19 protein-coding genes are annotated in these 22,006 nt (G+C 47.9%); 9 read left to right on the top strand and 10 right to left on the bottom strand.

Going from position 1 to position 22,006, the window contains the following annotated elements:
• Positions 1–67 precede the first annotated feature (67 nt).
• Positions 68–1,111, top strand: coding sequence for a mannose-1-phosphate guanylyltransferase (locus BACSA_RS11060; protein WP_041584002.1), 1,044 nt, complete (start codon positions 68–70; stop codon positions 1,109–1,111).
• A 281-nt stretch (positions 1,112–1,392) separates the two neighbouring features.
• On the opposite strand, the gene BACSA_RS11055 is transcribed toward BACSA_RS11060, so the two are convergent.
• The 4 genes from BACSA_RS11055 to BACSA_RS11040 form a co-directional block, all read right to left on the bottom strand.
• A complete protein-coding gene (locus BACSA_RS11055) occupies positions 1,393–3,738 on the bottom strand; it encodes a TonB-dependent receptor (RefSeq protein ID WP_013618192.1) in 2,346 nt (781 codons plus the stop codon).
• Positions 3,739–3,869: 131 nt separating this feature from the next.
• Entirely contained in the window at positions 3,870–4,274 is a 405-nt protein-coding gene (locus tag BACSA_RS11050) for an HIT family protein (RefSeq protein ID WP_013618191.1), read from the bottom strand.
• A gap of 60 nt (positions 4,275–4,334) precedes the next feature.
• Entirely contained in the window at positions 4,335–4,799 is a 465-nt protein-coding gene (gene greA / locus BACSA_RS11045; RefSeq protein ID WP_022039826.1) for a transcription elongation factor GreA, read from the bottom strand.
• 164 nt (positions 4,800–4,963) lie between these two features.
• The gene (locus BACSA_RS11040; protein WP_013618189.1) at positions 4,964–6,109 is read right to left on the bottom strand and encodes a TlpA disulfide reductase family protein; all 1,146 of its coding nucleotides are present in this window, start codon (positions 6,107–6,109) and stop codon (positions 4,964–4,966) included.
• 836 nt (positions 6,110–6,945) lie between these two features.
• Here BACSA_RS11040 and pnp point away from each other — a divergent pair.
• The gene (gene pnp, locus BACSA_RS11030) at positions 6,946–9,135 is read left to right on the top strand and encodes a polyribonucleotide nucleotidyltransferase (RefSeq protein ID WP_013618186.1); all 2,190 of its coding nucleotides are present in this window, start codon (positions 6,946–6,948) and stop codon (positions 9,133–9,135) included.
• Positions 9,136–9,227: 92 nt separating this feature from the next.
• Here pnp and rd read toward each other — a convergent pair whose 3' ends face one another.
• Positions 9,228–9,392: a rubredoxin gene (gene rd / locus BACSA_RS11025; RefSeq protein WP_013618185.1), complete on the bottom strand. Its 165-nt coding sequence runs from the start codon at positions 9,390–9,392 to the stop codon at positions 9,228–9,230.
• A 74-nt stretch (positions 9,393–9,466) separates the two neighbouring features.
• Positions 9,467–10,174 carry an SIR2 family NAD-dependent protein deacylase gene (locus BACSA_RS11020; RefSeq protein WP_013618184.1) on the bottom strand — a complete coding sequence of 236 codons (708 nt, stop codon included), beginning with the start codon at positions 10,172–10,174 and terminating at the stop codon, positions 9,467–9,469.
• A gap of 134 nt (positions 10,175–10,308) precedes the next feature.
• Here BACSA_RS11020 and BACSA_RS11015 point away from each other — a divergent pair, with 134 nt between their 5' ends.
• The 7 genes from BACSA_RS11015 to BACSA_RS10985 all read left to right on the top strand — a co-directional run bounded on the left by BACSA_RS11015 (position 10,309) and on the right by BACSA_RS10985 (position 19,344).
• Positions 10,309–10,893, top strand: a complete 585-nt coding sequence (locus tag BACSA_RS11015) for an FKBP-type peptidyl-prolyl cis-trans isomerase (protein WP_013618183.1) — start codon at positions 10,309–10,311, stop codon at positions 10,891–10,893.
• A 39-nt stretch (positions 10,894–10,932) separates the two neighbouring features.
• Entirely contained in the window at positions 10,933–11,811 is an 879-nt protein-coding gene (locus tag BACSA_RS11010; RefSeq protein ID WP_013618182.1) for an FKBP-type peptidyl-prolyl cis-trans isomerase, read from the top strand.
• 454 nt (positions 11,812–12,265) lie between these two features.
• The gene (locus BACSA_RS11005) at positions 12,266–15,079 is read left to right on the top strand and encodes a hypothetical protein (protein ID WP_013618181.1); all 2,814 of its coding nucleotides are present in this window, start codon (positions 12,266–12,268) and stop codon (positions 15,077–15,079) included.
• Between the two features lie 273 nt (positions 15,080–15,352).
• The gene (locus BACSA_RS11000; RefSeq protein WP_013618180.1) at positions 15,353–16,156 is read left to right on the top strand and encodes a glycosyltransferase family protein; all 804 of its coding nucleotides are present in this window, start codon (positions 15,353–15,355) and stop codon (positions 16,154–16,156) included.
• Positions 16,157–16,164: 8 nt separating this feature from the next.
• Positions 16,165–16,947: a glycosyltransferase gene (locus BACSA_RS10995; protein WP_013618179.1), complete on the top strand. Its 783-nt coding sequence runs from the start codon at positions 16,165–16,167 to the stop codon at positions 16,945–16,947.
• A gap of 46 nt (positions 16,948–16,993) precedes the next feature.
• Entirely contained in the window at positions 16,994–18,139 is a 1,146-nt protein-coding gene (locus BACSA_RS10990; RefSeq protein ID WP_041584000.1) for a glycosyltransferase family 4 protein, read from the top strand.
• A 59-nt stretch (positions 18,140–18,198) separates the two neighbouring features.
• On the top strand, positions 18,199–19,344 hold the full coding sequence (locus tag BACSA_RS10985) for a glycosyltransferase family 4 protein (protein ID WP_041584370.1): 1,146 nt from the start codon (positions 18,199–18,201) through the stop codon (positions 19,342–19,344).
• A gap of 312 nt (positions 19,345–19,656) precedes the next feature.
• On the opposite strand, the gene BACSA_RS10980 is transcribed toward BACSA_RS10985, so the two are convergent.
• The 4 genes from BACSA_RS10980 to BACSA_RS10975 all read right to left on the bottom strand — a co-directional run bounded on the left by BACSA_RS10980 (position 19,657) and on the right by BACSA_RS10975 (position 21,931).
• Entirely contained in the window at positions 19,657–20,421 is a 765-nt protein-coding gene (locus BACSA_RS10980) for a DUF6261 family protein (RefSeq protein ID WP_013618176.1), read from the bottom strand.
• Positions 20,422–20,449: 28 nt separating this feature from the next.
• Positions 20,450–20,737, bottom strand: a complete 288-nt coding sequence (locus BACSA_RS19910) for a hypothetical protein (RefSeq protein WP_144005219.1) — start codon at positions 20,735–20,737, stop codon at positions 20,450–20,452.
• Positions 20,738–20,764: 27 nt separating this feature from the next.
• Positions 20,765–20,932 (bottom strand): hypothetical protein, encoded by a 168-nt coding sequence (locus BACSA_RS20225; RefSeq protein ID WP_013618175.1) that lies wholly within the window; start codon positions 20,930–20,932, stop codon positions 20,765–20,767.
• 126 nt (positions 20,933–21,058) lie between these two features.
• Entirely contained in the window at positions 21,059–21,931 is an 873-nt protein-coding gene (locus BACSA_RS10975) for a glycosyltransferase family 92 protein (RefSeq protein ID WP_013618174.1), read from the bottom strand.
• Between the last annotated feature and the right edge of the window lie 75 nt (positions 21,932–22,006).

Raw genomic sequence — 22,006 nt, 5'->3', positions numbered from 1 at the left:
TAATCTCTGCCTGTTTTTTCAAAATAAAAAGTTATCTTAGCGTAAACTTTTAAAGCTACTCTGATTTATCATGAATAACAACTTTTATTGTATTATTATGGCTGGAGGGATGGGACGCAGGTTTTGGCCGAGTAGCCGGAAAAACCTGCCCAAGCAGTTCCTGGATTTCTTTGGTACGGGTCAGACACTTTTGCAGCAGACATTTGACCGGTATAAGCAAATCATCCCTGTCACGAATATTTATGTTACGACGTATAAAGATTATGAACCGTTGGTGCGCGAATCGCTTCCTGAACTTCCGGAAGGGCATGTTCTTGTAGAGACTGAAAGGAGGAATACGGCTCCGTCTATTGCTTACGCATCGTACGTCGTTCAGAAAATCAATCCGAATGCAACGATAGTCATAGCTCCTTCCGACCACTTGATACTAAAGCAGGATGAATTTAAGGAAGCGATATTGAAGGGATTGGATTTTGCCTCAAAGAATGATAAGCTGGTTACGTTAGGCATCAAGCCCAACCGTCCGGATACGGGATACGGTTATATTCAGATAGATGAAGAGAAAGAAGGGGATTTCTATAAGGTCAAGACGTTTATCGAGAAACCTGCCAGAGAGTTTGCTGAAATATTTATTCAAAGCGATGAGTTTTATTGGAACTCAGGCATTTTCGTATGGAATGTAAATACCATTTTGCGGGCTTTCCATGAAATCATGCCGGACATGTGTCCGCGTATTGAGTGTGACAATCCGGATTTCGCTTCTTGCTCTAATATTTCGATTGATTATAGCATTATGGAAAAGGCAGATAATGTATACGTGCAGTTGTGTGATTTCGGCTGGGCGGATTTAGGGACATGGGAGTCCTTGTACGATGCTTCGCCTAAGGATGTGAACCAGAATGTCATTATCCATAGCAACACCTTATTATATAATAGCAGGAACAATATCGTTTCTCTTCCTGAAGGCCAGTTGGCGGTAATTCAGGATTTGGACGGTTATTTGATTGCGGCGCATGGCAATGCGTTGCTTATCTGTAAGAAAGACAATCAGGATGCGATGCGTAAATTTATCAATGATGTGGAAATGAAATTCGGTGAAAAATATTCATAACTGGTTTCACCACAGATTACACAGATTTAATAAGAAGCTGTTTTGAATTTCTCCAAAAAGTTTTTCTTGGCTTGATGCATCCGTTTTCGTGTGTGCTTTGGGCGATTTTTTGGTCCTTTCCGCTCCTGTTCTTCGTCAGATAGCCCGCTATCTTCCTCATCACAGAAGCGAAAATGCCTCAAAAACTCATTCCAAATCAGCGCACGATAAATTCAAAACAGCTTCTAAATAATTCCAGTCTTATTTTTCAATCTGTGTAATCCGTGGTGAATGAAAGGGCGTTAGTATTCGAATGTGATTCCGAGAGTAGGAAGTAGCGTTCCGCTTTCTTGCTTGATGGATTTCATTACATAACGTTGCTCGGCAAGCGGTGCTGAGGGATTGTCTATTTGACCTGTACTCATCAGGACATCGGGCTGGCGCAACTTGCTTGCCGTAATATTTTGAATATCAAGATAGATACCAAACATGCACTTCTTCCAATAAAATGTCTTGTCTACCCGTATGTCCAGTTGGCCGAAGGCAGAGAGGCGTTCCGTATTGTATAAATCGTAATTGTAATAGGCTTTCCCTTGTGCATTCCATGCAGAGACCAGCGAAGACTTTTCTGCATCGTAGGGTGTGTAAGGGGAACCGCCAATGCAGCTTGCTTTCATTCCTACGCTCCATTGTTTGGGAAAATTGTATGTGCCGCTTACGTTCAGGATAAAGCGGTTGTCCCATGCCGAAGATATATAATCGCTTTCCTTCCGCCGGTCGCGGAATTCGCTTTTGAAAACCGTAAGCGAAGAAGAGAGGTTCAAGCGCTGGACAATCAGCCATTTAAACATAAGCTCTACCCCATACGCCCTTCCTTCGGCATCTGAAACCAGTGCTTCATTTCCGATAACGCCGTAATCGTTTCCTTTGCATGACAAGGGGATGCCGTCTGCCACTGATAGAGGCATGTTCTTATAGTATTTGTAGAAGCCTTCTGCCGATAATTCCATGGTTTCGTTGGGAGTCCAAGTGAGCCCGGCGCTGGTTTGCGATACCGATGTATAGTCCAGGTGGCGGTTTACATAACGGTTGTTTTCCTCTTTAAAACCTAATGCCGTGTATGGCGGGAGTTGGTAATACAAGCCGGTGTGCCCGCTCAGATATAATCCGTCCGCTAATTTCCAGGATACGGATAAGCGTGGCGAGAGCTGGCGCCATAGCTCTTTCATCTTATCGTTGTAATTGCTGGCATCGGCACGTACGCCTAACGAGGCGGTAAACCGTTCGTCTGGAGCGGTATAGTCCATTGAGGCGTACAGCCCCCACCTGAACAGATTTAAGTCGGTATAATAATCGGATGTATGTGCCTCTTGGGTATAGACTTGCTGGTAAGTGGTATTGGTGTAATGTGAATAGTTCAGCTCTATCCCTGCATTCAGTTTCCATACGTCCCAGCGTGAAGTGTTCTCCATGCGGAGCTTGGTCTCCTGTTCTACGGAGCGCAGGCGCAATGTCAGGTTTTCTTCGCTGCTCTCATCATTGTCTCGGTATTTCAGGTTGCGGTTATTCAGATAGCTATGGCTTAGTGTGACCGACTGGACATGCGGTCCGGCGTAATGGCGGTACACTCCGCCTAATGTAAATGTTTCCTGTTCTATTTTCGGGAGATAGCTTAAAATGTATTCGGCGTCTTCTCCGTCTATGCCTAAATTCAATTTCATCCGGTCAATGCCTCCCAAGCCCAACAATGTCAGTTCGTTATGGCTATCGAAACGGGTTTTGACCTTGAATGAAGCATCCGTATATTTGGGCAGGAAAGGCAAGCCTAAAACCTTGAATAGCATTTGCAGGTAGGATTGCCGTACGGAAACTACATACGAAGTCTTTTCGCCGATATGCCCGTTAGAGCTTAACGAGACTTCGGATGCTCCCAATGTGGCTTTTACGGAACGGTGCTCCATATCTCCGTCCCGCAAGCTGAAGTCGAGTACCGAACTCAGTGCATTCCCCCGGTTGGCTGGGAATGCGCCGCTATAGAATTTCACGTTCCGGATTAAGTCGGCATCAATTAAACCTACGGGACCGCCCGACGCTCCTTGCGTACTGAAGTGATTGATGTTGGGAATCTCGACTCCGTCTAAGAAAAACCGGTTTTCCGAAGGACCTCCGCCGCGCACAATCAGGTCATTCCGATAGCCGACGGGCGAGAAGGCGACGCCCGGATAATTCTGTACCACACGGGAGATGTCCCGGTTGGCTCCCGGAGCCTTCTCTATTTCCTGCAGGCCGATAACCCGCAAGCTTACCGGGCTTTCTGTAATGCGCTGGAAGGGGGATGCGGTGACCGTGACCTCGGACAATTGTGTCTTTTCTTCCTCCATTTCTATTTGGATATGCGGAGAGCGGTGGTTTACCCGGTATTCGGAAGTCGTGACGGTTTTATATCCTAACATCGAGGCTTGAAGCGCATAGATGCCCGGCGGGACTTGTTCGATGCGGAAGCGGCCTTCCGCATCGGTGGAGGAGCCTATATTCAGGCCTACCACCAGTACATTGACAAATTCTAAGGGTTCGCGTGTGTTACGGTCTATCACCGTACCCTCTATCTTATACAGTGTCTGTTGGGCAAAGGCAAGGCATCCGAGCATAGCCAGTATCCAGCTTATCCCTAATTTTCTTATCATACGTATGAACCGCTTTGGGTGTGGAAAAAAATTAAAGCCACCCGTTGCGGGATGGCTTTATGCTGATATATTAAATCGTCAGGAGGGAGGTTCCGTCATGCATTGCCTTCCCAGGCTTTGTGTATAGCTGAGGCTATAGACTTGAATTCTTCATCGCTCAGTTGCAGTTTCGGATTGGAGAACAGCATGTCTTTCTCGCTTTGCATCGGAATCAGATGGATGTGTGCATGAGGCACTTCCAAGCCCAATACCGCTTCGCCTACCTTCCGGCAAGGGAATGCTTTCTGGATGGCCTGTGCCACATGTTTGGCAAATACGTGCATAGCCGCCAGTTCTTCGTCTTCCAAATCAAAGATGTAATCTACTTCCCGTTTCGGGACAACCAATGTATGTCCCTTTACCATCGGGTTAATGTCGAGGAAAGCATAAAAGCGGTCATCTTCTGCCACTTTATAGCTGGGGATTTCTCCCGCAATGATTTTACTGAATATTGTTGCCATACCTTTATATATAATAAAAGTAAGGCAAACCTGCGCGCTTACGCAAGCTTGCCTTACTTGTTAAAATGAAATTCCTGTTACTTCCAAGCTGATTTTTCCCTGCGGAATAGTGATTTCAGCTACATCACCCACCTTCTTGCCCAACAAACCTTGCGCAATCGGAGTATTTACCGAAATCTTTCCTTGCTTCAAGTTGGCTTCCGTTTCCGATACGATGGTGTATGCCATCTTCATGCCAGTCTTTACATTCTTCAGCTCCACACGGCTTAGAATCTGAACGGTATCTGCTTTCAACTTGGATGTGTCGATGATTTTCGCATCGCCGATAGTCGCTTTCAGCTGGTTGATTTTCATTTCCAGCATAGCCTGTGCCTCTTTAGCCGCATCATATTCCGCGTTTTCCGATAAGTCGCCTTTATCACGGGCTTCGGCGATGGCCGCTACTACCTTCGGGCGTTCCACCGCTTCCAGATGTTTCAATTCAGCCACCAGTTTCTGGTAACCTTCTTCTGACATATACGCCATAATTTTTTCCTCCTTAATTATTTACTTAACATAAAAATAAAAAGAATTCCGATACCATGGTTACGTATCGGAACCCTTCTTATACTGATTTTTGACAAAGGTACGTCTTTTTCTAATACCAGTCAAGTGTTTGCTGGTAATTCTTTTACATGCTTTTCGACATGTTATAATAAATTCTTAATTGCAGCGTCCAAATCGGTGTTGGCATCTACGCGCAAGCTCAATTCGTTCTCCCGGTTCACCAGGAAGCTTGTAGGCAACTGGGATACGCCATACAGGCGGAGGAAGGTGGAATAAGGTCCTTGCGGGTCGCGTACGCATATCCATGGCAGGTTGTCGGCAGATGTCCGCCAGAAATGCTCGTCGGAATCCAGCGAGATTTGGTACACTTCCAGCCCTTGCCCTTTATATTTGTTGTACAGTTCGCGCAAGAGCAGGTTCCGTGCGCCCGATTCGGCGGCGCCGTATACCGTGAAGTCTATCAGTACCACTTTGCCTTTCAGGTCTGTCAGGTGATGCAGCGTCCCGTTTTCGTCCCGTAAAGGTATGTCGATGATGGAAGTCTCTTCGATTTTCTCCGCAGGCACTTCCAAAGGCTTCACTTGCGGAGCGCGGGTGTTTTTCATCCCCTTTATCACCATATTATATAAGTTGCGCGAGCGGTCGGCGTGCGGATACATGTTGTTCATGCTGGTGGCTACCGCCGCGAAGCATTTTACGTCTTCCCGGTTGGTCAGCGGGTCGAATATCAGGTAGCCGTTCACTTCCTGGAACAGGGCGAAATAAGCGTAGGGCTTGTTCGGGCTCACAAAGATGTAATTGCGCTTTACCGTATCTTTATAGGCGTCTACCATGCGTTGCAGGCTGTCTTGGGCAATGCCGATGGGCAATCCCGATTGGGCGAGCCGGTTTATCTTCTCTTGCAGTTCTGCCTGAAGGAGCACCAGCTCTTTAATCTTTGTATTGTTTTCCGAGCCTTCTATCTGATATCCGGTGGCAAGGTTCTTTAACCCGGCGTTTACCTGAACCGTTTCGGTAGAGTCGACAGAGAAGTTGATGACCTGATTCTCTACGCGCAGGCGGTAAAAATCGGGCGCATCGGGGCGGGCAGCCGAGAAGCTGAAGCTTCCGTCCTCGTCCAGTTCGGTTGAGTCAAGCGGAACGATTCCGCTCAGGCTTGTACGTTCCAGATACAGCATCTTGTCCGCGGCATCTGTGATTTCTCCTTTCACGGTAAATGCAGGCTCGTTGTTGCAGGCACTAAGGCCTGCCAACAACAGAGCTGCGGCGATATAAGCATTTCTTTTCATTCTAAAAATCGGTTTTACTTCGGAGTGCAAAGATACGGCTTTTCACGGTTTCACAAAGCTTTTCGAAAAGTTCTTGTACGAAAAAAAGAACTTTAACGTACGGAAGGCTTAAAAGTCTGCCTCCTTATGCTTTACGGTGCGGGGAGGGGAGCGGCCGTTTGCGGCGGCACACGCAGCTGTCTGCATCGGGCTGCGCATGTATATCCGAAGGGCAACGCATATAGGTGAGGATGCCGCTGGAGCATCTCAAAGGCACAAAGCGTTACAATTGTTACAAATGACAATTACTAAAATCGGATTTTAACAAGGAGGCTTCGAGGAGAAAGTTACACATATAAATTATATTATATATAAATATATATATTTATATATAATATAATTTATGACTAAGAGATTTCTTTTCTCCTTTTTTTCGATTTTAGTAATTGTCATTTGTAACAATTGTAACGCTTTGTGGTTTTTTCCTGAAGACATAAACACCTGCATTGGAACGGCAGGCACTTTCCTGCAGGATGTCTTTATTCTGGAGAGAAAGGCATAAAATAGCATAAAAACGGGCGAAGTGTAAGAGCCTGTTTAAATTTTGCTCAGGTTAATTTTGCGAATTGTTTTCGAGGATGTTTTTCTGATTTTATGAGGAGGATAGCGGGCTATCTGACGAATAAAATCGGGAAAACAGACCGGAAACAAACGCAAAAGAACCTGATAGAACATTACTTTATTGGAAAATTTAAACAGGCTCTTAAAAGTTTTGTCTCATCTTCACCCGATTACTGCAAGATTATTCGTATCTTTGCGCGCGATTTATAATCGGAATTTATATTAAAACTTTATTTATGATCAATCCTATTGTTAAGACGATCGAGCTTCCTGATGGCAGAACCATCACGCTCGAAACGGGAAAGCTGGCAAAACAGGCAGATGGTGCTGTTACGCTGCGCATGGGTAACACCGTGTTGTTGGCTACTGTTTGTGCCGCAAAAGATGCAGTTCCCGGTACAGATTTTATGCCGCTTCAGGTAGAGTACAAAGAAAAATATTCTGCGTTCGGACGTTTCCCGGGCGGCTTCACGAAACGTGAAGGCAAGGCATCAGACTATGAAATCCTTACCTGCCGCCTTGTAGACCGCGCTTTGCGTCCGTTGTTCCCCGACAACTTCCATGCCGAAGTTTACGTGAACATCATTCTGTTCTCTGCCGATGGCGTCGATATGCCCGATGCATTGGCTGGGCTTGCCGCATCGGCTGCGCTTGCCGTATCAGACATTCCGTTTGGCGGACCGATTTCAGAAGTCCGTGTGGCACGCATTGATGGCAAGTTCGTTATCGACCCGACCTTCGAACAGCTGGAGCAGGCAGATATGGACTTGATGGTAGCCGCTACGTATGAGAACATCATGATGGTAGAAGGCGAAATGGACGAGGTAAGCGAGCAGGATTTGCTGGAAGCCCTGAAAGCTGCCCACGAAGCCATCAAGGTTCATTGCAAGGCGCAGATGGAACTGATGGAAGAAGTCGGTTCTACCGTAAAGCGCGAATATTGTCACGAAGAAAACGACGAAGACCTGCGCAAGGCGGTTCACGAAGCTTGTTACGACAAGGCATACGCCATTGCTCAGTCAGGCAATAAGAATAAGCACGAACGCGAAGATGCCTTCACCGCTATCTGCGATGAGTTCAAGGCTCAGTTCAGCGAAGAGGAACTGGAAGAAAAGGGTCCGATGATTGACCGCTATTATCACGATGTGGAAAAAGAAGCGATGCGCCGTTGCATCCTCGATGAAGGCAAGCGTCTGGACGGACGTAAGACCAATGAAATCCGTCCCATCTGGTGCGAAGTAAGCCCGTTGCCTTATCCGCACGGCTCGGCTATCTTCACCCGTGGCGAGACTCAGTCGTTGAGTACCGTTACGTTGGGTACGAAAGCCGACGAGAAAGTCGTGGACGATGTGCTCGACCAGCATAAGGAACGCTTCTTGCTTCATTATAATTTCCCTCCTTTCTCTACGGGAGAAGCGAAGGCGCAACGCGGTGTAGGACGCCGCGAAATCGGTCACGGACACTTGGCATGGCGGGCATTGAAGGGGCAAATCCCTGCCGGTTATCCGTATTGTGTGCGTGTCATGTCGGATATCCTTGAGTCGAACGGTTCTTCTTCTATGGCTACGGTATGTGCCGGAACACTTGCCCTGATGGATGCAGGTGTGCCTATCAAGAATCCGGTTTCTGGTATTGCAATGGGATTGATTAAGAACGCAGGAGAAGATAAATATGCGGTATTGTCGGACATCTTGGGAGATGAAGACCACTTGGGCGACATGGACTTCAAGGTGACCGGTACGAAGAACGGAATCACTGCAACTCAGATGGATATCAAGTGCGACGGCTTGACCTACGACATCTTGGAGAAAGCCTTGCTGCAGGCAAAAGAAGGCCGTGAATACATCTTGGGCAAACTGACCGAATGTATCGCCGAACCGCGTCCGGAACTGAAGCCGAACGCTCCGCGCATCGAAACCATGACGATTCCGAAAGAATTCATCGGTGCCGTTATCGGCCCGGGCGGAAAGATTATCCAGGGTATGCAGGAAGAGACAGGCGCTATCATCAGCATCGAAGAGATAGACGGGGTAGGGCGTATCGAAATTGCGGGTACCAACAAGAAGTGCATCGATGATGCCGTACGCATGATCAAGAGCATTGTGGCTATCCCCGAAATCGGTGAGGTCTATACCGGAAAGGTGCGTTCTATCATGCCTTACGGTGCTTTCGTTGAGTTCCTTCCGGGCAAGGACGGCTTGCTTCACATCTCTGAAATCGACTGGAAACGCCTGGAGACTATCGAAGAGTCGGGCTTGAAAGAAGGTGATGAGATTCAGGTGAAACTGATGGATATCGATCCGAAGACCGGCAAGTTCAAATTGTCTCATAAGGTGTTGGTTCCGAAACCCGAAGGTGTGGCGGATGAAAAGCCGAACCATCGTCCGAGACATGACCATAAGCCGCAGGGCCATAAGGAAAAATAAGCTTTGACAGATAAAAGTGTCACTATAGAAAAGCCCCGGTGCGAATCTCATCGTTCGCATCGGGGCTTTGAGTTGTATGTCCCAATGAAGTCTTATTCTTCTACCGGCTGGAAATCGTCTTTCCCTACTCCGCAAACCGGGCATACCCAGTCTTCCGGAAGGTCTTCGAATGCTGTACCCGGAGCGATTCCGTTATCCGGATCTCCTGTAGCTGGATCATATTCCCAATCACATACGGTGCAAATGTACTTTTTCATAATGCAAATCTGTTTTTAAAGTTAGTCACTCGTTTTATTTAATACTTATAGAAACAAAGATAAGAAAGAATTGTTCAATCCGGTTCATTTAATAACATATTTTTCAATTCTTCCATGCCTTCCGAAGCTCCTTTCCTGATTACGTGCACTTTTCTTCCCGAAGCGATGGCCACTTCTTTCGGGTCGATGAGGTAGACCGGCACATCGGAAGGCACATAGTAAAGCAGGCCTGCCGCCGGATAAACATTCAGCGAGGTACCGATAATCACGAAGATATCCGCCCGCTCGGCATATTCAATCGCGGTTTCAATCATCGGTACCGCTTCTCCAAACCATACGATGAACGGGCGGAGCTGGGAGCCGTCGCCTGCCAGATCACCCATTTTCACCTCCCATTCTTCCGGCTTCAGTGTCTTGATGTACTTCGGGTTGTTCGGTTCCCGGCTCGAAGTGACCTTGTCCAGCTCTCCGTGCAGATGAATCACGTGATGGCTTCCGGCGCGTTCGTGTAAGTTATCGACGTTTTGTGTGATAACCGTCACGTCGAAATGTTTTTCCAGTCCGGCTATCAGTTCATGTCCCCGGTTAGGCTTTACGTGTTGCAGTTCCTTACGCCGTGCGTTGTAGAAGTCAATCACCAGTTTGGGGTTGGCGGCATATCCTTCGGGCGTTGCCACTTGTTCTACGGGATATTGTTCCCATAACCCTCCAGAATCCCGGAATGTGCTGATTCCGCTCTCGGCACTCATGCCTGCGCCTGTCAATATGACCAGTTTTTTCATACGTAAGTTCCTCCTTAATCTATTAACCACACAAAAATAAGAAATTTTAATCGCTTACAGAAGCTCTTATTCAAATAAAAAAGATACCTTTGCGCCGACTAACGAAAAGTAATATCTTTTAACTCAAACACTTTATGGATAAATTCAGTTACGCCATCGGTCTGGGTATAGGCCAAAACTTGTGGAGCATGGGTGCTCGTAATATTGACGTAAACGACTTTGCGCAAGCAATCAAGGACGTGTTGGAAGGGAACAAGACAGCGATTACGCATACCGAAGCCCGTGAAATCGTGAACAATTATTTCGCTGAGCTGGAGAAAAAGATGAACGAAGAAAACATCGCGAAAGGCAAGGCTTTCTTGGAAGAGAATAAGAAGAATCCGAACATCGTGACCCTTCCCAGCGGATTGCAATACGAGGTAATCAAGGAAGGAAACGGAAAGAAGCCGAAAGCTACCGACCGCGTGCGTTGCCATTACGAAGGTACTTTAATCGACGGTACGTTGTTCGATAGTTCTGTCAAGCGTGGCGAACCTGCCGTATTTGGTGTAAATCAGGTAATCAAAGGTTGGGTGGAAGCCCTTCAACTGATGTCGGAAGGTGCCAAATGGAAACTTTATATCCCGTCTGACCTGGCGTATGGAGCACAAGGCGCAGGTGAGATGATTCCGCCTCATAGCACGCTTATCTTCGAAGTGGAGCTGATAGAGGTGTTGTAAACAAGCATTATCAATAATCAAAATAAAACAATGAAGCAAATGAAAAAAGGTGCATTTTTAATGGCTTTGTCTATTGCTACAGGCATGGTTTCATGCGCGCAAGGTCCGAAAGCCAACATGAAAAACGAAGTGGATACCCTTTCTTATATGATGGGTGTCAGCAACACACAAGGCTTGCAAGAGTATGCCCTCGGCCGTATGGGAATCGATTCAGCTCATTATGCTGATTTCGTACGGGGCATCGAGCAAGGCATGAAAGAAACCGATGCAAAAGAAAAGGCATACCTGATGGGTATGCAAATCGGACAGCAGGTAAGCGGCCAGATGTTCGACGCTATCAATAACCAGGTGTTCGAAGGTGATTCGGTGAATAGCCTGACAAAAGACAATTTCCTCGCCGGCTTTCTTGCAGGGGTGAAAAACGAAGCAATCGTAGCAACCGATTCTGCAAGCCTCTATGTACGCACGCAAGTGGAAGCCATCAAGGAAAAAGCTTTGGAAGAAAAATATGCGGATTATAAGAAAGAGAACGAAGAGTTCCTGGCAAATAACAAGAACAAGGAAGGCATCAAAGTGACTCCGAGCGGCTTGCAATACAAAGTGCTGAAAGAAGGAAAGGGTGCAGTGCCTACCGCTGATTCAAGAGTGAAGGTACATTATAAAGGTACATTGATTGACGGAACTGAATTCGATTCTTCATACAAGCGGAAAGAACCGAGCAGCTTCCGTGCCAATCAGGTAATCAAAGGCTGGACCGAAGCATTGACCATGATGCCGGTAGGTTCGAAGTGGATGCTTTACATTCCGCAAGAACTGGGTTATGGCTCACGCAATACAGGCAAGATCAAACCGTTCTCTACCTTGATTTTCGAAGTGGAACTGGTGGATATCGAAGAAACTCCTGCCAAGAAGAAATAAGCCATTTTAATTGAAGACTATACAAAGAGGATTATCCCATCCGTCGGAGAGGATAATCCTCTTTTTTTATATCTTGTCCGGCGGTTATCATTCCCTTTGTCAATGTAAAAACAGAAAATAATCCGGTTCTGTTATCTGTTGCGGAACGTATGTTTTATAGATTTTTAACCGATTCCCTTCGCGTAAATTCTACAATATCAGCCCTTTATTTCACACTTCTTTACTCAATTTCAGATTACGAAACCGGCACAGATTTGCGCCGTTTTGTTATAAAACTTTAATTCGTGGAATGTATGTCATTCATTATCAAGCCTTTCATGTTCCTATGTCAGTTATCGGCGCGTTTACTGACGGGGCTGAAAATCAGGGGTTTCGGACGGATTCGGCGGTACGTGTAATGGCTTGAGTTAGAACGATTTGAGTTTTTTAATTTATAAATTAAATTTATTTTGTTATGAGAAAAAAGTATTTAAGTGCACTGCTGTTCGGAGCGCTTCTGTTCGCTTCGGCAGGAACTTTTACCTCTTGTAAAGACTATGATGATGACATCAAGAATTTGCAGGGTCAGATTGACGCAAATGCTGATGCCATCAAAGCATTGCAGGACTTGGTAAACAACGGTGACTATGTTACTGCTGTCAAGAAGAGCGATGACGGAAAAGGTATCGTATTTACTTTCAGTAAGAGCGGTGACCAGACAGTTACCTTGGATATCGAGAACGGTCAGGAAGGTGATGTCTTGTCTATTGACCCGACTACCGGCGAACTGCTGAAGAACGGTGAGCCTACAGGCATCAAGCCTGCAACTGATCCGGAAGAAGTTAAGGCTCCGGTAAAGGCAGAAAATGGCGTTTGGGTTTTCTTGAACGACAAAGGCGAATATGAATCTACTAATATTCCTGTATCTGGCGTAACTGCTGTACAGAACGAAAACAAGCAATGGGTATTGACCATTACCGATGCGAACGGTGCTCAATCAACCGTAGTTGTTCCGAGTGCTGCTTCTGTAATGAGCGACTTAGTTTTGGCTGGATGGATTGATGGCACTGCTATTGGTGATGATGGCAAATTAAGCACAAGCGCTATCAATACTACATTTGGTGGAACTACTGATAATAAAGAATCTCTACCGATTGAATATTGCTATATTACCGCTATTACTAAAGATTATGATGGCGACAAAGAAACCACTTGGTCTGCTCAGAAAGATGTTGTAAAAGGTCAAGTATTGACTTCTCTGCGTGGGTTAGGCGTTCAGTTGGTCACTCGTGTAGCTCCGGCTGACCTCGACTTGTCTTCTATGAAGTTTACTTTGCAGGATTCTGAAGGCAATGCCCTGCCTATCACTTTGAATCCTTCTGAAAACTTCGACGGAACATTAACACGTGCAGCTAACAGTTCTATCAACTTGATTCCGCTGGATATTACTACAAATACGTATGCAAATGAAAAAGCATATACAGATTTGTATGGTGCAAACGATGGTAACACTCTTTATTCTTTGGTAGAAGAATCAGGTGCGCGCTCTAACTATGGCTTGGCAGTTAAGGCAACAAAAGCAACAGTTACTCAACAATATGTTTCAGAAGTAGACGGTGATGCTCCAATTAGCGGAACTGCAGGTGTGAATGCTAATCCTACATTTGAAGTTGACCTCAATAAAGCTAATAAGCTGACTTTTGACACTAAACCTGAATATGTATACGACTACTATGTAGAGCCTGTAGATAAAGCTGTTGCTGATTTGTTCGGCGTTCAGATTGACAAGAAAGCAGGTACATTTACCGTAACGAAATTGAGTGACCAAATTACGAGAACTACTTTTGAGTTATATGTATATGCTTTGCATATTGATGGTAAGATTTATCGTGATAAAATTACTATCAAACCGTCTAACAAGATCGTAGCTTCCGCAACTTTGGCTGCCGGCGAACAAGTTATTAAGCAGTCAGTTCAGTCTGATGGTAAGACCATAGACAAAGCTAACCACATGAGATTCGACATCAGCCTTGATGCAATGTTCAACGCAATGAGTGATGCAGATAAGGCGAAGTGGACTTCTGCTACATTGGGTGCTAATGAACCATTTGATATTACGAAGGTTGTAATTGGTGGATCTGAAGAAACAGGCAAGGAAGAAACTGCCGCTCCTAGTGACTATTATGATATTGAATTGCTTGATGCTGATGGTAAAGTAATATCCAATGACGATGAGTATTACAAAGCTAAGACCATGCGTGTGTATGCTAAGTACCGCTCACAGATTAGTACAACTACTCCGTTGTTGGAAGTTGGTAAAGAATATGAATTGACCATTAACTTCAAACATGAAAATACAGAGGGTGATACTGAAATCTTGAACACTGTCAAGATGACTTATACTCCGGTATTGCCGGCATTGAGCGACTACATGCAGAAACATCCGTCATTCTGGAATGATGATCAGACTGTCTTGATGGGTGTTGATAACTCTATCAATGAAAAATTCACTGCAAGTGGTTTGACTTTGGACTATGCTATCAAAGATGGCTTCAAGAAACTTGGCTCTGATAAGGTTGCTGATGATATGGATATTACATTCAAATTAGCAGACAATAAGGTAGACAATAAAGAGTTTGTTGAATTTGACGAGAGCGCATCTACTCAAACTGTTAAGTACACAGCACCAACTGCAAAAGATAATAAGAACTATGGTAAGGAATTCACAGTTAAGGTTGATGATGTTACTTACTTGAGTGCATACAAGTACAGTGCTGAAGAATTGGCTGCTCAGACATTCAAGATGAAAGTATTGAGCCCGATTGTAGAAGGTAACGTTGAAGTTAAGGACGGTACAGCCGTAGAAGTCTTCGCTTCTCGCAATGCTAAGTTAAATATTGCCGACTTGATTGGTTACAATTACAATAAGCAATCTTACAACTTGTATATGGATGTAGATGCTGATGATGATGGCAAGAAAGCATACGAAGTATCTGCAAGTCATCCTACAGCAGACGACTATGCAGACAAGGCTATTGATTTTGTTAAATTCGAATCAGGTGACGAACAAGTATTCAAGATTACAGAAAACATGATGCCTGTGGATTCTTCTGAAGGTACTCCGGCTACATGGAACGGTACTACGAAATCTGTTGATGCAGGTTACGTAACATTGGATACTTCTAACGTATCTCAAAATACAGAAACTACCATTAAGGTAACTGTAACTGATATTTGGGGTTACGAAAAGACTGTAGAAGTTCCATTGTTAATCAAGATGGCAGAATAATCCTAACCGATTACTCTATAAATAAAAAAAGCGACTCGAAAGAGCCGCTTTTTTTATTGCCCATATATAAAGGTCTCGATTCCGCCAATCTGCAGCCATCGAAAAGTAATATATACTGCATCCGCAGTTTCAGTGCACTGAAACTGCCGGAGAAGATATCTTCATCGGCGGATGAAGTATATCTTCGTTTTTTTCGGAAGGCATTTCTACAGCCGCAGGTTGATATTCTCAAAATAAAATCGTTTCTTTGTATCTGTATTCAAAAAACATCGCATGAATCCGAATATATCCAAACCAGAAGTCATTGTATCGCTGACCTCGTTTCCGGCAGCGATATCCTATGCCGCCAAGGCTATCCGGTCTGTTTTGCAAGGTTCTGTACTTCCGGACAAGGTGGTGCTTTACCTTACGGTTTCGCAATTCGGCGAAAGCGGGATTCCGCAGGAGTTGCAGAAGCTGGCGGCAGACAATCCGCTCTTTGAGATACGGAACTACGACCGGGATATCCGCTCGTACCGGAAACTGATTCCGGCGCTGAAAGACTTTCCGGACGCGGTTATCGTAACGATAGACGATGATGTGGCATACCACGAGAACATGTTGCGCGACCTGTTGCGCCTCCACAAGCAGATTCCCGGTGCGGTATTGGCTCACCGTGCCAAGCGCATGAAGCCGGGCAAGCCTTACCGCCGGTGGAGCAAATACCGCTGGTATGACTTCGTGTTCCGGCGGATTCATTCGGGCTTCACGAATATCGGGACCGGCGTGGGAGGCATCCTGTATCCGCCTCATGCCCTGAAGGCGGAGATGCTTGATGTGGACTTGTTTACCCGCATCGCTCCGACTACGGACGATATCTGGTTTTGGGCGGCTGCGGTAGCAAACGGCACGCCGATTGTTCCCGTCCCCTTCGGGCATAACAAGCCGAAAGGAGTGGGAAAGCCCCGCGAGCTCTCGTTGAAGACGCTGAATTTCAAATCAGGGACCGACCGCAACGCCGCCGCCCTGAAAGCGATAGTGGAGAAATATCCGATTGTCGGCGAACGAATCGGTTATGAGATTACGAATCATAAATAGAAAGGCGTATGAAAGACAGACAACAGATTATCGTCTCGCTGACTTCATTTCCTGCGGCGATTCCCTATGCCGTGCAGGCGATACGTTCCGTCTTGAGCGGCACGATGCTGCCCGATAAGATTGTATTGTATCTGGACACGCAGAAGTTTCCGGACGGAAAGCTTCCTGCCGGGCTGGAAGCCCTGAAAGCCGAAAGCCCCCTTCTTGATGTGAGGTTCGACCCGGCAGAGATACGTTCGTACAAGAAACTGCTTCCGGCGTTGCGGGATTTCCCCGAAGATGTCATTGTCACCATCGATGACGATATCTGCTACCGTCCGGACATGCTGTACCGGCTGGTCCGCCTGCACAAGCGGCTGCCCGATGCCATCATCGCCCACCGCGTAAGGCGGATAAGGCCGGATATGCCGTACAGTGAATGGCGGAAGTACAAGTGGTACGATTTTGTCTTCAAGCGGATTCACTACAGCCGCCTTGCCATGCAGACGGGAGTGGGCGGCGTGTTGTATCCGCCGCATTCGCTGGACGAAACCATGCTCGACCCTGAGCGGTTTATGGCATTGGCGCCGACTACAGACGATGTCTGGTTTTGGGCGGCGGCGGTATCGAAAGGCACCTACGTCGTTCCGGTTCCCAACGGACACAGCCGGGCAAAGGAAGTGGGAAAGCCGAAGGAATATTCCCTGAAGACCATCAACCTGAAGCCGGGCGACGACCGCAACCGTGACGCGCTCGACAAGATACTGGAACACTATCCGCACATAAGGCAACGGATAGAAGACGAGAAATAAAGTATAAGAGGGCAAAGGATTTTTGCATTTCATTTTGAGAAGAATCATGGAGAACAAAAAGAAAGTCATCGGATACGTGTCCGAGAAAAATCCGTTTACCGACCGCAAGGCGTGGAGCGGAAGCATATTTAAAATCAGGGAAGGCATAGAAAACGCGGGCTACGAGGTGAAGTGGATATGCTCACAGCCGAGTAGCTTGAAGAAATTCTTGTGCCGGTCTATTGTCAAAATGTTGTACAGGCACATCAAGATAACTTATAACCGCCATTACTGCCGGCTTAGCGCATGCAGCGTCAACAAGGAGGATTACGAAGGGTGCGACTACCTTTTTGTCGCCTGCAACTCCTGCCTGCTGCCTTACCTGCCCGAAAATATCCCTATCATCCTATATACGGACGCGACCTGCCACCTTCTGATGGGATATTATTGGAAGAAGAACCTGCCGCTTAAGACCATCAGGCATAGCGAAGCGTGTGAGCGGGCAGGCATCCTCCGCGCTACGCTTAACCTCCGCTCATCGCACTGGGCGGCAAATTCCGTCATAAACGATTACGGTTACGACCCGAAGAAGACTTACGTAATAGAGTTCGGAGCGAATATCGATGACCACGACCTTGTGCCGAACCAATTGAACTACGTAGAGGGAGAATGCGTCAACATCCTTTTCTCGGGCGTAGAATGGGAGCGCAAGGGCGGCGACATTGCTGTCGAGACCGTCCGCCTGCTCAACGAACAAGGCATCCGTGCCCGGTTGTTCATTGTCGGCATCAGGGAACTGCCCCGTCAATACGAAAGGCTGCCGTACATCGACTACGTGGGTTTCCTCAATAAGAACGATTCGGAACAATACCGCCGCTATGTGCGGTTGTGGCAAGAAGCCCACCTCTTCCTGCTGCCCACACAAGCCGAATGCGCCGGCATCGTTTATTGTGAGGCATCGGCTTACGGCGTGCCTATCTTTACGTACGATACCGGCGGCACGGGCGATTACGTCATCGACGGCGTGAACGGATATAAGTTGCCTGCCGGAGCCGCCGCCGCCGATTTCGCCGCCTGCATCAAGCGCAACCTCAATGCCGCGTCGCTACAGGCTCTGCACGATGGCGGGTTGCGTCTGTATAAAGAAAAGCTCAGCTGGCCGGCATGGAGCCGTAGGTTCAGGGAAATTATGGAAGAGAACGGCATGGGATAAGACAGAGAACAGTGAATGGACAGATGATGTGATAAACCGAATAGTGAATGGAAAAGCGTATGGAAAACAGAAAAAAAGTCATCGGATACGTATCCGAGAAAAACCCGTTTACAGACCGTAAGGCGTGGAGCGGCACCATATTCAAAATCAGAGAAGGAATTGAAAACGCGGGCTACGAAGTAAAGTGGATATGCTCCTATCCCGGCAGTGTGAGGAAATTCCTGTATCGTTGTGCAGCCAAACTGCGTTACAAGCACCTCAAGGTAAATTACAGCCAGGCTTACAGCCGGCTCTGCGCACGTTGCATCAACGAAGACGACTACAAAGGCTGCGATTATCTTTTTGTGCCCTGCATTTCAGGCATTCTTCCTTACCTGCCCAAGGATATCCCTACCATCTTTTATACCGACACCACCCACCGTCTTATGGTTGGCTATTATTGGAAAAAAAGCCTGTCTCCTCAAGCCATCGGGCATGGCGAGGAATGCGAGCGGGCGGGCATCCTCCGCGCTACGCTCAACCTGCGTTCGTCGCGCTGGGCGGCGGATTCTGTAGTGAACGATTACGGATACGACCCGAAGAAGACCTACGTCATCGAGTTCGGGGCGAACATCGACGATGCAGACCTCGTGCCGAACACACGGAAGTACACTGCCGGAGAACCTGTCACGATTCTCTTCTCGGGCGTGGAATGGAAACGCAAGGGCGGCGATATTGCCGTAGAGACTGTCCGTTTGCTCAATGAACAAGGCATCCGGGCACGGCTGGTTATCGCCGGCATCAGGGAACTGCCCCGGCAATACGAAGGGCTGCCGTACATCGACTACGTGGGTTTCCTCAACAAAAACGACCCCGGCCAGTACCGCCGCTATGTGCAGCTATGGCAGGAAGTCCATCTCTTCCTGTTGCCCACGCAGGCCGAATGTTCCGCCATTGTCTATTGCGAAGCTTCCGCCTACGGTGTGCCCATCTTCACTTACGATACCGGCGGTACGGGCGATTACGTCATCGATGGCGTGAACGGCTACAAGCTGCCGCCTGCCGCCACCGCCGCCGACTTTGCCGCCTGCATCAAGCGCAACCTCAACACCGCATCGCTGCAGACCTTACACGAAGGCGGACGCCGCCTTTACAAAGAAAAGCTCAGCTGGCCGGCATGGAGCCGCAGATTCCGAGAGATAATGGAAGAAAACGGAATGGGATAAAGTTGTGACATTCGGCCGATTCTGGTTTATGTAGAGACGATGTGCACATCGTCTCTACTGCGCATTGTTTGTCACGCCGGATTTGTTATCCGAATCATTCACGTGGGTGTTGCGGATTGCAAATCCGCAAATAAAAAATTACGGCGGATTTGTAATCCGCCGTGACGTAAGGTTTTTATTTATTGAATATCCGCAAACATCCCATGTAGGGGCGTATCGCATACGCCCGAATGCGTCAACTAATCCACGTGGATGTTTTCAGGGCGTATGCGATACGCCCCTACAAGGAATAATTGCCCTGCGTTCGATTCTTTACTCGGCGGCAGGTTCCGCCTCATCGTCCGATGCCGGTGCTCGGCTGATGGTCTTGCGGAAGCGCACCACTACGGCGTTCACGTCATCGATTACCTTTTCCAGTGCGGCTCGTTTCTCTTCGTCCTTCGTCACCAGTTCGTTGGCGGCGTAGAGGGCATTTATCGTTTTCGCCAGCTCCTCGAACGCGGCGTCGCTCACGGGGCGCAGCTCCTTCATCGTGGTTCCCAACGCACGGTCGCGCTCCTGTGCGCTGCGCTCCAGGTAGACGGCGTTGAAGGCATCGTTCGCATCCTTAATCACCGTGGCGGCATCGCCCATCCCGATTTCGTCAAGTGCTCGGACGTAAGTCACGTCAGTCAGCTTCGCGGCGAGGTCGCCGAGAACAGCGGTCTCGCTGGCGTAGTCGAGTTTGGTTGCTTTCCCTGCTTCGCGGAAGGCGAAGGCTACCGTCTTGCCTGCCTGTCGTTTTTCCTCATCGGGACAATAGTCGGCGTACGCCTGCGCTATTTGTTTATAGAAAAGGAAGGTCTCGTCGCGTTTCTTGTCAGCCTTTTTTATTTCGGCGGTGTTCAGATATCCCTTGTCGGGCCGGAAACATTCTTCTTCGGCGGCTGCAGCCTCGGCAAACGCCGTGCGTTGCGCGGCAAATCCTTGTTCAGCGGCGAACGTTTCGGGCACGGCTGCCAGCACATCGGCGATGAATTGCATGTGTTGTGCGTTGCGTGCATTATGTTTAGAAAATCCGTAAATAATGGCTTTCATATTCGCTATATTTTAAAGTTTGTTCTATTTATTGGTTGGGATTCAGTGCCGCCAGCAGTGGCGTGCTTTCCAGCTTTGGGATTTCGTACTGCCAGCGGCAGCGTGCTTTCCAGTCTTGGGATTTCATGCTGCCAACGGCAGCGTGTTTTCCAGCCTTGGGATTCCGTGCTGCCAGCGGCAGCATGTTTTCCAGCCTTGGGATTCCGTGCTGCCAGCGGCAGCGTGTTTTCCAGCCTTGGGATTCCGTGCTGCCAGCGGCAGCGGATTTTCCAGCCTTAGGAATGTTGCGAAAGCAAATATATGGTTTATTTTCCACAATCGATGCAGTCGGCGGCAGAAAATCTCACAAGGGTGACACTGGGAGGGGGAGGCTGGCTTGGGCGGGGTAAATCAGATGGTGATGCTCTCGGAAGGGCAGGCGACATTTGCAGTAGGCGTAGAGGGAGATGATTCCCTTGAAGCGGTGTTTCAGTTCCAGCAGCTTGTATTTTCTTCCGTAATATGTTGCCATGATTCGGTTCTTTATTTTTTATATTGAACACAGAGGCACAGAGACACGGAGTTTTATTTTTTACTCTGTGAACTTTTCCGTCTCTTTATTTATTTCTCTGTGCCTCCGTGCCTCTGTGTTCAATTCTTATTCTTCAATGTCGTTCAGGTCGTAAGCGTCGAAATAGCTCATGTCGCGCAGCGTGTTGATGCGGGCTCTGCCGCGGGCGCGCTTGGCGAGGAATTCTTCGTACGACTTTACGGCATAATGGTTGATGCGGATGACGTCCTGCTGCGGCTTGCGGTCGCGGAATCCCTTCGTCAGCGGCATGCCGTGCGAGTCGGCTGCATGTCCGGACAGGCGTGCCGCTTCGTGGCATCCGGTCATGGTGCAGACACGGCGCGGGTCTGCAATGCTCTTGACGTGCGTGTTCAGCCTGTGTCCGGGGAGGGAATGCCGCCGGAATCGTTCCATGACTCCTCCCGGCTCCTTGTTTTTCGCGCCTCCGCTGCCGTATACCAGCCAGTTAATCTCTATTGCCGAGAAGTTTTCCATCCGGCGCAGGAAGGTAGGGATGTCGGGGTCTTTCACGGGCACGATGAACTCATCAAGGTCGATTACGGCAATCCAGCGCGCTTCCAGCCGGTGGCGCTCGAAGCAGTCGTCGTATGCGGGGAGCTGCATCTTCTGCCCCGGGAAGTAGGTATAGTCTACCAGGCCCGACGCAATGTAGGGAGCAAGCACGCGGCGGGTTTCGTCGGTGCTTCCGTTGTCGTAGATGTAGAATTTCTCGACTCCCTGCTTGCGGTGCCATTCAATCCATTCTTCGAAATAAGGCCCTTCGTTTTTGGCGATGGCGCACACTGCCAGGTAATATTCGGGCGGGGTGGTGTCGCGCTTCATCCGCCGTTTCAGCCTCCATGCGCGTAACGCTCCGTAGCGCAGCAGGCCGCGCCAGCGGTTGCGTGCCATTTTATTCGGGATTACTCCCGCTATGATTTCTGCCAAGGCTTTCTTCATAATGAATAATGATTTTTATATTAACACAGAGGCACAGAGACACGGAGAAAAAATATAGAGAAAACAAAAGGCGCA

The organism is Phocaeicola salanitronis DSM 18170, from assembly GCF_000190575.1.
Classification (GTDB): Bacteria; Bacteroidota; Bacteroidia; order Bacteroidales; family Bacteroidaceae; genus Phocaeicola; species Phocaeicola salanitronis.
The sequence above is the reverse complement of the archived record's forward strand: the minus strand, read 5'-3'. Positions and strand labels throughout refer to the sequence as shown.